Source organism: Sporosarcina gallistercoris, from assembly GCF_014836415.1.
GTDB lineage: Bacteria > Bacillota > Bacilli > Bacillales_A > Planococcaceae > Sporosarcina > Sporosarcina gallistercoris.
In genome coordinates this window covers 519,543-532,380 of sequence record NZ_JACSQY010000001.1, presented here as the reverse complement: position 1 = coordinate 532,380, position 12,838 = coordinate 519,543, and the positions used below count along the sequence as shown (strand labels likewise).

Below are 12,838 nucleotides of genomic sequence, written 5' to 3'. Positions count from 1 at the left end.
CGATGGAAGAAAACACTATTAGAAAGAGAGGGATTATGAAGCGATGATGAAAGGACTCAAAAAATGGCGTCTCTTTTCCTTGTTAGCGGTTCTGACTGTATTTCTAGCAGGATGTGGCCAACAGGAATTATCCACGCTTCTACCGGCTGGTCAGGTAGGTAAAGATCAGTTTAATCTGCTGATGCTATCTTCAGGTATCATGCTGTTCGTCATTCTTGTTGTAGTCGTAATTTATGTGGTAGCACTGATACGTTTCAGACGTTCGAAACTAGGTGATGATTTCGTTCCTGAACAAGTTGAAGGAAGCCAGAAATTGGAGCTCATCTGGACGATTATTCCAATTATCCTCATTATTATTCTTGCAGTTCCTACTGTGTATTACACATACAAACTTGGGGATGTTAAAGCGATGGAAGAAGTCACTGACGATGGCAAGGCGAAGCATCTAGTCGTTGACGTAACCGCTAAGCTTTACTGGTGGGAATTCGAATACCCGGATCTAGGTATTGTAACGGCTCAAGAGCTTGTGGTACCAACAAAGGAAAAGATTTACTTTAACTTGAAGGCAGCGGATGTAAAGCACTCCTTCTGGATTCCTGCAATCGGAGGTAAGATGGATACGAACGTTGAGAACTTGAACAAATTCTATCTGACATTCGACAAAGAGTCGGAAGGTCTCAAAGATGGCGTATTCTATGGTAAATGTGCTGAGCTATGCGGACCGTCTCACTCACTGATGGACTTCAAAGTGAAAACTTTGCCTCGTGATGAGTTCAACGCATGGGCGAAAAGCATGAAAGCAACTGAAGACGGAAACGCCGTAGCAAATGCAGCAGGTGAAGAAGTCTTCAAACAAAGCTGTATCGGTTGTCACGCTGTTTCAGGTGCTGGTGAGGGCGGAGCACAAGGTCCAAACCTTGCTTCATTCGGAGACCGTAACCGTGTAGCTGGTTTCATGGAGCATAATGAAGAGAAATTGAAAGAATGGATCAAGAATCCACAAAAAGTTAAACCGGGCAATGTAATGCCTTCTTTTGAAAATCAATTATCCGAGCAGGAATTGGATGATTTAGCTGAGTACTTGCTTGGCTTGTCTGTTGAGCAGTAATACGTAACGCGAAATTGAAGAGGAGGTAAAACAACGTGAGTTCTGTTGCTCAAAAAAGAGGATTCGGCGCAGCCCTTTGGGATTGGATGACGACTGTCGACCATAAGAAAATTGGGATTCTTTACCTCATCGGCGGCGGTTTCTTCTTCGTCGTCGGCGGTATTGAAGCGATGATCATTCGTCTCCAGCTGTTAAAGCCGAACAATGACCTTGTTAGTGCAGGTCTTTTCAATGATTTAATCACGATGCATGGTACTACGATGATTTTCTTGGCCGCCATGCCGATATTATTCGGATTTATGAACTATATCATGCCACTCCAGATCGGAGCGCGTGACGTTGCGTTCCCATTCATTAACTCATTAGGTTTCTGGATGTTCTTCTTCGGAGGATTGTTCTTGAACGTTTCATGGCTAATCGGGCAAGTTCCTGATGCGGGTTGGACTTCATACGCATCACTTTCACTTGCTTCCCCTGGACATGGTATTGACTTCTATGCGATAGGTCTTCAAATTGCTGGTGGTGGTACGCTGATGGCCGGGATTAACTTCCTCGTCACCATCATTAACATGCGTGCTCCTGGTATGACATACATGAGGATGCCATTGTTCACTTGGACGACGTTTGTCGCTTCAGCAATGATCCTTTTCGCTTTCCCACCACTTACAGTCGGTTTGTTCTTCTTGACATTCGACCGTATGTTTGGCGGTAACTTCTTTGACCATACTATGGGTGGTAACACTATTATCTGGGAGCATATTTTCTGGATCTTCGGTCACCCTGAAGTATATATCCTGATCTTGCCGGCATTCGGTATTTTCTCTGAAATCTTTTCGATATTCTCTCGTAAACGCCTCTTCGGTTATCCGGCAATGGTATTTGCGACTGTATTGATCGGTTTCTTAGGATTCATGGTTTGGGCTCACCACATGTTCACAGTTGGCCTTGGGCCGACTGCTAACGCAATCTTCGCAGTTGCGACGATGGCGATTGCTGTACCGACTGGTGTTAAAATCTTCAACTGGCTGCTTACCATTTGGGGTGGAAGTATTTCCGTTACAACTCCAATGCTGTATGCGCTTGGTTTTATCCCATCATTCGTAATGGGTGGAGTCACAGGGGTAATGCAAGGTGCAGCGCCTCTTGACTATCAGTTGCACGATAGTTATTTCATCGTTGCCCATTTCCACTACGTAATCGTTGGTGGAGTTGTACTTGCGATCTTAGCTGGAGTACACCTTTACTGGCCGAAAATGTTCGGAACTATGCTTAATGAAACACTTGGTAAAATTACGTTTGTGTTCTTCTTCGTCGGATTCCATTGCACATTCCTTATCCAGCACTGGCTTGGATTCTGGGGTATGCCTCGCCGAGTTTGGACATATATGGACGGACAAGGCTGGAATACAGCGAACTTGATCAGTTCCATCGGTGCGCTTCTGATGGCTATCGGTGTTATTGTATTAGTCGTAAATATCATCATGACGACTGTTAAAAACGTACGTGTTGGAAATGATCCATGGGGCGACGGACGTACGCTTGAATGGGCGATTCCTTCACCGCCGCCATTCTATAACTTTACTCAAACTCCGCTAGTACGCGGACTTGATACAGTTTGGATTGAAAAGCAGGAAGGTAACGCAACAGGACTTACATTTGCAGAACCCGTTACGGATATTCACATGCCGAATGGTTCAATCATTCCATTCTTTATGACTTTAGGGATGTTCGTTGCTGGTTTCGGTGCAATGTACCATCAAGAAACGGCATGGGGACTTCCAGTGCTCATCTTCGGTCTTGCGGTAACATTTATCGCTATGGCAATGCGCTCATTGAAAGATGACCTTGGTTTCCATGTATCAAAACAAGAGATTCAACGTGATATTGACAATGCTCGCAAAGGGGGTCAAAACTGATGGATTTGAATAAAAAGTTCACTCCGGAGACTTGGCCGGAACACCCCGAGCGTGCAACGCTTGAAGCAAAAAACAAATTTGTTGGATTCTGGCTCTTCCTTGGTGGAGAGACAATCCTTTTCGCAACGTTATTTGCAACCTATATGGCGTTAAAGAATAAAGGGCCAAGTGGTTTCGGTTTCTCGACTCAAGAACTGTATCAATTGCCACTCGTATTTGTAATGACACTGTTACTGTTAACATCTTCACTTACTAGTGTGTACGCAATGCACCATATGAAGAACTACAACTTTAAGAAAATGCAGCTTTGGCTAGCCATCACTGCATTCCTCGGACTTTGCTTCCTTGGACTTGAAGTGTATGAATTCACTCACTATGTGAAAGAAGGATTCACGTTTGGAAACAGTGCATTCAGTTCAGCGTTCTTTACACTTGTAGGAACACACGGTTTCCACGTAGCTATCGGACTTGTTTGGGTAACACTGTTGCTCTTCCGAAATGCAAAACGCGGTCTGAATTTGTATAATGCAACTAAGTACTACACGTTCTCACTTTACTGGCACTTCATTGACGTCGTATGGGTATTCATCTTTACGGTAGTTTACTTGATGGGAGTGATCGGATAACATGGCAGAAGTAGAAACGTACAAGAGAACCCCTATTGAACAGGATCTATTCATCCGTCGTTCAAAGGAAACTATGCGCGGTCAAGTCATGATGTTCTCACTCATGATTTTCATGACCCTCGTCTCGTTTACATTCGTCGTGGCTTATCAGCAAGGAGTGGAAGGTTTTTCTAAGTATTTAGTAATCCCTGTTCTTTTCCTCTTTGCTGCAGTTCAAGTAGCACTGCAACTTTACTATTTCATGCACATGAAAGATAAGGGACACGGTGTTCCTCAGATGTTCATGTTCACAGGAGTTGTGTTTGCATTCCTGATTCCACTTACTTTCGTCACGATTGTTTGGTGGTAAGCTTTACAAAACCTCTGCCTTTGGCCAATTGCCAAGGGCAGAGGTTTTCTTATTTGCTTGGATGTCAAAGAACGTTCATTGTGTTACATAAAAGAAGAGCCTATAATAGATACAGATCTTATAAAAGGAGCTGGGGCATTTGTCGTTAAGTATATTTGGCTTCCGCGCTTTATGGAGTCCATATTTTTTGATATTTCTCGTTCTCATGACTGTCCTTTACTTTTTACTGACAAAAAAGTGGAGAACTCGTTTTGAAGGAACGGAAGCTGTCACGTCGAGACAGATCACTGCTTTCCTTTCTGCAATGGTACTGTTGTATATTGTGAAAGGCTCACCGATGGATTTGATGGGACACATTCTGTTTTCTGTCCACATGGCGCAAATGGCACTATTACTATTGGTGATTGCACCGTTATTCATCATGGGCGTTCCGAACTTTTTGTGGAAAAAAGTATTCAGTTACCCGAAACTGGCGGCTGTTATCCGGTTCTTCACAAAGCCGGTTATCAGTTTAATGGTCTTTACGATCATGTTTTCGCTGAACCATTATCCACTGGTTCTGGATACGATTAAACTTAGCTTGCCTCTGCATACTGCTTTTACGCTGACATTATTTTTATCAGCGTTGTTCCTGTGGTGGCCGATTTTCAATACGTTGCCTGGAGAGACTCAATTACATGGTTTGAAAAAGATCGGGTATGTCATATTGAGTGCAATCCTGTTAACACCAGCTTGTTCGCTGATTATCTTTGCGGATGTTCCGGTCTACGAGACATACAGAAGCGGTGAAGCGTGGCTGAAAGCAATGGCACTCTGTGTACCTGCGGGGACGCTGTCCGGTTTGACGATATCAGGTCCCGAGTTGTTCACAAGTATGCCAACACTGTATGATCAGCAGCTTGGCGGAATCATTATGAAGGTCATACAAGAATTATTGTACGTGTTCATCATAGGAAAGATCTTCATTACATGGTATCGCGATGAACAAGACAATGCGGATGAAATTACCCGACAAGATCTGATCAACCGTAAGAAATTATCGGTTCATGGCTGATCCGTTATATCTGAATAGAAATGGAGAAAATGTATGAACTTGCCTATTCTGCCGACATTGAGCACATTGCTAATAATTATTTCCGGCGTTTTAGTCGGGATTGGTTGGATGCTGATCCGCAAAAAGCGGAAGCACGCACACAAAAATGTAATGGTTGCAGCATCTATTTCAGCACTTCTGTTTTTAGTAATTTACTTATCCCGTACAATTATCATTGGGAACACGGCCTTCGGTGGACCCGATAACATTAAAATCTATTACACCGTGTTTTTGATATTCCATATTTGTTTAGCTACGACTGGAGCCGTTCTAGGTGTGCTGTCACTTATCTCGGGATTCAAGGACAACTTACCTAAGCATCGACGTCTAGGACCTGTGACAAGTATTGTGTGGATTTTCGCGGCACTTACTGGTGTTGCTGTCTATTTACTTCTCTATGTGTTTTACGCAGGCGGAGAGACGACTTCCATGATCAAAGCGATTTTGGGATTCTAATGTAAAACACGCATGCCCCTATTTTAGGGACATGCGTGTTTTCTTTATGGCTTTACGTTTAAGCTAGATTTTGAAGTTCATTTTAATAATCCCGGCTTCTATTGCCGTAGTGAAAAGAATGACGACCATTGGACCGATGAAGAATCCGAGGACACCGAACAGCTTCAAGCCGATAAACATTCCGATCAACGTCGGAAGAGGGGATAAGCCGATTTGTGAACCCATCACTTTCGGTTCTACAGTCCTTCGGATAATCAGTAGTACTGCTGCTAAAATTGCGAGCTTCGTACCCATTCCAACATCACCGCTCACATACATATAAAGTGACCATGGTGCCAGAATGATAATGGAACCCAATATAGGAATAACGTCGATTATCCAGATGACGATCGCCATAACAACGGCATATTTAGGGACAATCAACAGTAATCCAACGAACGCTACCGCTAAAATGATGAAACTGACGAGTAACTGTGCTTTCATGAATCCGATGACTGTTGCATTCAGTTTCGTAGTCATGTAACGGACTTTTTCAGCAGTTCGATCCGTTAGTAAGTTAAACGCACTTTGTTTTAGCTGAGGAAGCTCAAGCATAAACAAAAACAAGGCAATTAAGAAGACGATGAAACTCACGAGGAAATTTGGAATTTCAGAAGCGAGTGCAATGATCTTTTCATAGCTCAACAGTTCAAGAAGAGAAGTTTTGAAGGAAGTGAGCGCAGCAGTCAATTGTTCTTGTGTAGCTTTGACGATGTCAGAAGGCATTCCGGAAGTGTATTTAAATACTTTATCCTGCATATCAATCCAAACACCTGAGAGTGAGTTTAAATAGTCGGGTGCGTCTTTTGTGAACTGAATGATCCTGCCGATTAGTGACGTTACGGAATAATAGATCCCTACTGCAACGAGTAAAACGACAAAGATGAATACGGAAATAACGGATAATTTTCGTTTCCAATTGAACTTTCGCTCTACTAGCTTGACAAGCGGATCGATCATCAGCGCAGTCAGCAGGGCTAAAATTAACGGTATGGAAACCGGGAGTATGAAGAATAGAGCAGCAGCCGCAATAATTGCGGTCACTAAAATAAGCAAAGTTCTTTTTGTTAACCTTTTTGACACCCGGCATTCCTCCAAATCGTGTATTATTTCTATTATAGCCAAAATAAATGAAAATGGATATGAAAAACCGGAGAATGGAATATTCTCCGGTAACGAATCACTTTTTCAGGTTAAAAGCTTGCAGGTCTTTCACTAAGCCAGCTAATGTTTTTTTGCAGTCGTTCACGACGAATGATGGATAGAATTCGTCCTCTCCGTATTCAACACCGTGTGGATAATAATGTTTTCCGAGTTGTGGAGTAATGAATTCAATGACAGCCTCATTCTTTCCAACATCGCCATCCGGTGTGAGTCCGTAGACGCGCAGATAGTATACGCCTTCACTTACTGTATACTTTTTGTCGAATGTGACGCGTTCATAGTCCCATTGTCCAGCGAGAACTAAATCATATCTTTTAGCGATTTCTTCAAGATCAATTAGGCTTACAGCCAGCTCTTCAATACCTGTGTTTACAAAATCCATTGATTAGCTTCCTCCTTATACAACAGTCAATCGTTTGCTCTTCGCCTATAATCATAGAACAAAAGGAAGTCGGTTGCAATGGCAACATTGTGTCTGGAAGCGTATTTAAGTGAACGGATGAGAAAAGGATGACTTATTCGTCTGATGATGATTACAATGGAGGTATAGTGATGTATGAATGGCAGTTGTAAGAAGGGGGCAGGCAGATGAAACGATTATGGAAAGTGCTTGTATTATTAATAATTGCGCTTCTGGCAGTTTACTTTTGGGATGATGGATTCAAAGAGAACGAGCCATTGGAGTCGCCTGTTCAGCCTGGGACTGCTATAAGCGGAGGGCAATCTTTTGAACAGCAGGGTGTCAGTAATGCGAAACGGCCTGAAAAAGGGATTTCCACAGTGGTCGGCCGCTCGTCGGATGAATTGGTGAAGCTGTATGGTGAGCCGGATCGCAAAGATCTTTCAGTATTCGATTTTGAATGGTGGATTTATAGTGCGAATCCGATGATAATGGCAGGAGTTCGGGATGGTAAGGTCAATCAGATTTTCAGTGCGGATCGAGAAGCGGACGTATACCCATATGAGAATGGACAGAGCAGTGAGGACATCTATCGGAGCACGATTATTGAGTCTGAAGTAGAAGTGGTCGTAGGAGAAAACCAATATACATTTGTACTCAATGGGGACGACGTTAAAAACAAGATGCTCATTCAATCGGAAGGTCTTTTCACTCAATTGTATATAGATGAAGAAGGTCAGGAGTTGGAAGGTGTCCGGTTCATCGACCCGATGACACTGGTCATGCAGCAACCTTATGATCTGTTTTATAAAGGGGAGCTAGTGGAAGTGAAAAAGCCTTCCTCCGAAGATCAGATGGCTGTCGATCGTGCGTTGGAGCGTCAAATACTCGACATCACCAATATTTATAGGAAGAATCATGATGTTGGCATTTTAAAACGTGACTACCAACTTCAAGTTGTAGCACGTGAACATAGTAAAGAAATGGCTCTGCAAAATTACTTTTCCCAAGATTCCCCGACTTCCGGTTCACTTGCCAATCGGCTGAAACTTGCTGGAATTGACGTTAAAAAAGCAGGAGAAAATATTGCGTTGAATTATACGGATGCCATTGATGCGGTTCATGGTTGGTTGAATTCTCCTGCACACCAAGAAGTTCTGTTGGATAAGAACTTTACGCATATCGGAACGGGCGTTTATGGGAATTACTATACGCAAAATCTAGTACAAGAAGTTGAAAAACCGGTAAAGCCATAAAATATCTAGGAAGAGCAAGGAGTAATCCAAGTCCCTTCTTCAGCTACAGCAATTCCTCTCACACAAAGAGGGATTGCTGTTTCTTTTGCATGGAGAGCTGCCCGTTTTTGAATGACGGGTCGCGTGCAGTCCAATAGGGGCAGGAATTCATCGATTGTCAACGAAGCGAATTTTTCAGCATCCTTATAGATATGAGGGTCTGCTGACATTACGCCGGGTACATCCTTGAAAAACTCCACATGGGATGCTTTCAGACTGCTGCCAAGAGCAATGGCTGTCAGATCACTGCCACCCCTTCCAAGCGTCATGTAGTCTCCCGCTGCATTCAACCCTTGAAACCCGGGTATGATCAAACATTTGTGGCTTTGTAAGGTTTTTTCGATATAGCTTGTCTCGATTGTTTCGATTGTTGCATTTCCAAATTGGCCAACCGTTTTAATACCAGAATTCATACTGTGCATGACCTTATTAACGGTTCCTGCTTCCTCCAGCTCTGCACTTAGGACAGCAGAAGCAATCAGTTCTCCGCATGACGCAGCAAGGTCCCAAGAGGCTGTAGAGGGTTTAAAGGATGGAGTGATGGATAGTAGACGATCTGTTGAATATGGACTTTCCTGACGACCAATTGCAGAAACTACAACGATGACCTTCTCATGTGATTTCAGACCTTCTTGGATTCGATCAATACATAAACGGCGCATCGCACGATCTTTCATTGCCGCGCCACCAAATTTTTGGATAATCATTTCGTCTCCCAACTTTCTTCGTGACATTTACCCGATGCTTTTCATACTCTGTGGTAGGTTCACTCTTACTATATTCCCTGAAAAGAAAAACGTTCGGGAAGGAGAAGCTGATTTGCATCTGATTGAATTATTAAAAGATTGGCCATGCACGATCCAAGGGAACTGGCGGAATGTCACAATTGACTCGGTTACAGAGCATCCAAACCGTCTTAAAAGGAATTGCTTATTCATCGCAAGAAAAGGGGCTCATCATGATGGAGTCGAGTCAATTGAAGAGGCGCTGGAGAGAGGAGCCGCTGCAATCGTCATTGACCGTCCAGTCTCCGAGAGTGTCTTGTCACAATGGAGTCAACGTGGCACTGCTGTTGTGACAGTACCTGACTGCAAACGGTTTTTATCTTATAGCAGTGCACAATTATCTGGAAATCCTTCTGAAGAATTGACGATAATTGCGGTGACCGGCACGAATGGGAAAACTACCGTGACTCATTTCATTGGTCAGCTGCTCGCTCAATTCGGTATCAAGACAGCAGTGCTAGGAACGACAGGTTGTTATATAGATGGGGAAAAATTCGACGAAGAGCTTCCGTCGCTCACCACGCCTCCTGCAGAGTATTTACACCCCTTGTTGCGCAAATGCAAAGATCGAGGAGTGACTCACGTTGCGTTGGAGGCGTCTTCGCTAGGATTGGAAATGGAACGTCTTGCCCATTGCCGGGTATCCGTCGGCGTTTTCCTGAATATCGGAACAGATCATTTTGAAGAGCATGGGGGGCGTGGGAATTATATTGCAGCGAAAAAGAAGTTATGTTCGTTGTCCGAGCAGCTCATAGTAAATAGTGAAGATAGGGAATGTATGGGGATTGTCAAGGATGTGGAGCTGCCCATTCACCTTTTTGGAAGAAATGTCGCAGGAGGATGTATGCCTTCAGAAGAGTTGATCGGAACGTTGCCTCCGGGAGAGCATAATCGCTTGAATGCGATGGCTGCTGCATCTGTAGTTAAATTGCTTGGCTTTCCGGAGAGGGATATTTTCACTGCATTCCGTTCGTTGAAATTGCCTGAAGGCCGCATGCAGCTTATTGAACACGAAGGAAGGCGGGTTTTTGTCGATTACGCCCATACCCCCGATGCGCTATCTGCGGCCTTACAAGCGGTAACCAGTTTGAACCCGAGAAAGCTTATTTGTGTATTTGGCTGCGGCGGCGATCGAGACAAAGAGAAGCGCCCGGAGATGGGGAAAATTGCTGAGACTTACTGTGATACTGTCATACTTACATCTGACAATCCTCGGAGTGAACATCCGCTAACCATCATTCAGCACATATTAAGAGGAACGGAGGAACCCGCTTCAGTCCGCGTTGTATTGGATCGGAAACGTGCGATTCATCAAGCAATTGCACAAAGCATGCCCAACGATATTGTGCTGATAGCTGGAAAAGGTCACGAAACGTCACAAATCATCGGAAACAAGGAAATCAGAATGTCTGATTTCGCAGAAGCGAGGACAGCATTGAATCAGTTGGAAACACTTCTATAAGGAACAAGTGATGCGTTTACTCCCTCTATTTGGTATAATGGTGGGGAATGGAGGGGAAATCACATATGATGATGACCGACGAATGGCTTGCCATCATCGAACAAACAGACGAATTGGCAGAAATGATTTTGACATCCGACGTACTACTCGCGTACCGCTCCGCTCATCATGAAGTTTACAGTGATCCGGATTTAGTAGAAAAAATCCGGAACTTTTCTGAGATGAAAGACCGTTATGAAGAGGTTCAGCGGTTTGGGAGATACCATCCGGATTATAATATAGTAATGAAATCGATACGCCTCGACAAACGGGCGTTGGACATGAATGAGAAAGTTGCTGCGCTGCGGCTTGCAGAGAATGATGTCCAATACATGCTGGATGAAATCAGCGCAGAGATTGCCCGCTCTGTCTCTGAATCCGTGAAATTACCGACAGATAATACATTTGTAACCGATTCCTCTTGCGGAGGCAGCTGCGGAACTGGCGGCGGTTGCTCGTGTTCTGCATAACTTGAATAGAAAACTAAAAGCGGATGGCTCTTCAGCCATCCGCTTTTAGTTTTCCAGTAAGGTATCCAATTGTGCCATTGTTGACTTTGGAGATTCCGTAATGAATCCCGAAATACCTGCTTGTGCAAGTTTAATAACGTCATCCGTTTCGTAGTTCTCAACATATACACGGATGTTCAGTTTGTTTAGAAACTGGACGAACCCTTCACTAGCCGGCTGAAATGGACCGATCTTATCACCTAATACAAACAGGTCCGAACGGGGCTGATAGAGGTGTCCGAAACGGCTAGTAAATGCGGCATAGGCTTGCTTCAGTTCGGTCACACCTGCTCCTGAAGCAGCCGTATGTTGAGTATACAAGTTAAACCGATCGACTTGTTCGTCGTATTGACTGATGACAGCAACTTGTTGTTGAGCTACACATTCTTCGAGCAATTTCCAAAGCTTTGAAGGCATCAAACTCCCTTCATAGGTATCAGGTGAATCGGCGATCCGAATGATGAAAAGCAGGTGCGGGTAAAGGGCAAGCATATCTTTCAGTAAGCAAAGGGAGGATTCTGCATGCTCATCGCTTACGATTACGATCTCTTCATCGGCGGTTAGTTTTACATCCACAGCAAAGCCATGGACTCCAAGGGAAGCAGCTTCATCAGCTTGTTGCTCGCTATTAGGTATGTCGGTCAGGTGCTGGATCACAACAGGTCCTTCAAAGTGAAGCGCCTTTTTTCCTGGTCTCGCATTTGGGCGGATAATGGCTTTAGAAGCGACCCAGGCTGCTGCGCCTGCTGCACCAAACGAGAGGGCGACCTTTGTTTTTCTTCCCATGTCTAATTCCTCCTTGTTTTTGAAACTGTTACAACTATTATAAGACAAATCGGACGAACTGTCAGTAAAGTCTGGTTGCGGCTTTTTTCAAACCTATGGTATTGTTAGAGGAAGAAAAGAGGGATACTATTGGTTGATCGTCAAGGAGTTATCATTTATCTCCATCATTTGAAACAGGCGAAATCGTTCCGTAAATACGGACACGTTCACTATATATCACGACGCATGAAGTATGTGGTCCTCTATTGCGGTCAAGATGACGTCGAGGACGTCATCCGTAAAGTCGAGAAACTCTCGTCAGTCAAGAAAGCCATTCCTTCATACCGGCCGTTTGTGAGCACGGAATACGAAAATGTACGCCCTGACAAAGCTAAGGAATACGATTACAAAACAGGTTTATGAAGTTAGTCAAGTGGCGGCAACAAATGATTGAGTCGCAGCACTCCAGTTACATATTGATAAAATAATTTTGTTTCTGGAAACTCAGAAGAATGTTTAAGTTCCACATGGACTGGCTTGCTGCCGGCAGACGCTGCAGCTTCTTCAAACACGAGTTGTCGTTTTGAAACGTTTCCTTCTTTTAAGGGTATCCCTTCACGGCATATATAGATCGGGTAAAACCCGCCTTCACCAGCCGGCGAGAAGGAAGCTGCTAAAGAGATGGAAGGTTTTCCTTCTTTCGTTGTTGCGTTGAATAAAAAGGTTCTTTGGAGTCTGTTTGCGTTCGTTGTAATGAGTTCGCACAATTCATAAATATCCGAGTACCCTTCACCGAGTTCGATGAATCGCTGTTGTCGCATTTGTGATGCAC

The 12,838-nt window shown here is 43.9% G+C and carries 15 protein-coding genes; 10 read left to right on the top strand and 5 right to left on the bottom strand.

From position 1 onward, the window contains the following. The first annotated feature begins 43 nt into the window (after positions 1-43). The 6 genes from coxB (at position 44) to H9659_RS02685 (ending at position 5,548) form a co-directional block, all read left to right on the top strand. Positions 44-1,108, top strand: coding sequence for a cytochrome c oxidase subunit II (gene coxB, locus H9659_RS02710; protein ID WP_191688402.1), 1,065 nt, complete (start codon positions 44-46; stop codon positions 1,106-1,108). Positions 1,109-1,143: 35 nt separating this feature from the next. Further along, a complete protein-coding gene (locus H9659_RS02705; protein ID WP_191688401.1) occupies positions 1,144-3,024 on the top strand; it encodes a cytochrome c oxidase subunit I in 1,881 nt (626 codons plus the stop codon). Beyond that, the gene (locus tag H9659_RS02700) at positions 3,024-3,650 is read left to right on the top strand and encodes a cytochrome c oxidase subunit 3 (protein ID WP_191688400.1); all 627 of its coding nucleotides are present in this window, start codon (positions 3,024-3,026) and stop codon (positions 3,648-3,650) included. Before H9659_RS02705 ends, H9659_RS02700 begins: the two co-directional genes overlap by 1 nt. Before the next feature lies 1 nt (position 3,651). Continuing rightward, positions 3,652-3,999, top strand: a complete 348-nt coding sequence (locus H9659_RS02695) for a cytochrome C oxidase subunit IV family protein (protein WP_191688399.1) — start codon at positions 3,652-3,654, stop codon at positions 3,997-3,999. Positions 4,000-4,138: 139 nt separating this feature from the next. Continuing rightward, entirely contained in the window at positions 4,139-5,053 is a 915-nt protein-coding gene (gene ctaG, locus H9659_RS02690; RefSeq protein ID WP_191688398.1) for a cytochrome c oxidase assembly factor CtaG, read from the top strand. A gap of 33 nt (positions 5,054-5,086) precedes the next feature. After that, positions 5,087-5,548 (top strand): DUF420 domain-containing protein, encoded by a 462-nt coding sequence (locus H9659_RS02685; protein WP_191688397.1) that lies wholly within the window; start codon positions 5,087-5,089, stop codon positions 5,546-5,548. Positions 5,549-5,611: 63 nt separating this feature from the next. Here the strand turns inward: H9659_RS02685 and ytvI are convergent, their stop codons facing one another. Beyond that, positions 5,612-6,670 carry a sporulation integral membrane protein YtvI gene (gene ytvI / locus H9659_RS02680; RefSeq protein ID WP_191688396.1) on the bottom strand — a complete coding sequence of 353 codons (1,059 nt, stop codon included), beginning with the start codon at positions 6,668-6,670 and terminating at the stop codon, positions 5,612-5,614. A 97-nt stretch (positions 6,671-6,767) separates the two neighbouring features. Further along, the gene (locus H9659_RS02675; RefSeq protein ID WP_191688395.1) at positions 6,768-7,133 is read right to left on the bottom strand and encodes a YugN family protein; all 366 of its coding nucleotides are present in this window, start codon (positions 7,131-7,133) and stop codon (positions 6,768-6,770) included. Positions 7,134-7,339: 206 nt separating this feature from the next. On the opposite strand from H9659_RS02675, the gene H9659_RS02670 reads away from it, so the two are divergent. Next, a complete protein-coding gene (locus tag H9659_RS02670) occupies positions 7,340-8,407 on the top strand; it encodes a CAP domain-containing protein (protein ID WP_191688394.1) in 1,068 nt (355 codons plus the stop codon). A 5-nt stretch (positions 8,408-8,412) separates the two neighbouring features. Here the strand turns inward: H9659_RS02670 and H9659_RS02665 are convergent, their stop codons facing one another. Beyond that, positions 8,413-9,153, bottom strand: a complete 741-nt coding sequence (locus tag H9659_RS02665) for an amino acid kinase family protein (RefSeq protein ID WP_191688393.1) — start codon at positions 9,151-9,153, stop codon at positions 8,413-8,415. Positions 9,154-9,265: 112 nt separating this feature from the next. On the opposite strand from H9659_RS02665, the gene H9659_RS02660 reads away from it, so the two are divergent. Together H9659_RS02660 and H9659_RS02655 are read left to right on the top strand one after the other, a co-directional pair. Next, positions 9,266-10,693, top strand: a complete 1,428-nt coding sequence (locus H9659_RS02660; protein WP_191688392.1) for a UDP-N-acetylmuramoyl-L-alanyl-D-glutamate--2,6-diaminopimelate ligase — start codon at positions 9,266-9,268, stop codon at positions 10,691-10,693. Positions 10,694-10,758: 65 nt separating this feature from the next. After that, complete coding sequence (locus H9659_RS02655; RefSeq protein ID WP_191688391.1) at positions 10,759-11,202, top strand: YlbF family regulator; 444 nt, start codon at positions 10,759-10,761, stop codon at positions 11,200-11,202. A 45-nt stretch (positions 11,203-11,247) separates the two neighbouring features. On the opposite strand, the gene H9659_RS02650 is transcribed toward H9659_RS02655, so the two are convergent. Beyond that, on the bottom strand, positions 11,248-12,027 hold the full coding sequence (locus H9659_RS02650) for a PI-PLC domain-containing protein (RefSeq protein WP_191688390.1): 780 nt from the start codon (positions 12,025-12,027) through the stop codon (positions 11,248-11,250). A gap of 129 nt (positions 12,028-12,156) precedes the next feature. On the opposite strand from H9659_RS02650, the gene H9659_RS02645 reads away from it, so the two are divergent. Then, entirely contained in the window at positions 12,157-12,429 is a 273-nt protein-coding gene (locus H9659_RS02645) for a YlbG family protein (RefSeq protein ID WP_191688389.1), read from the top strand. A gap of 2 nt (positions 12,430-12,431) precedes the next feature. On the opposite strand, the gene H9659_RS02640 is transcribed toward H9659_RS02645, so the two are convergent. Then, entirely contained in the window at positions 12,432-12,827 is a 396-nt protein-coding gene (locus tag H9659_RS02640; RefSeq protein WP_191688388.1) for a DUF7147 family protein, read from the bottom strand. Positions 12,828-12,838 lie beyond the last annotated feature (11 nt).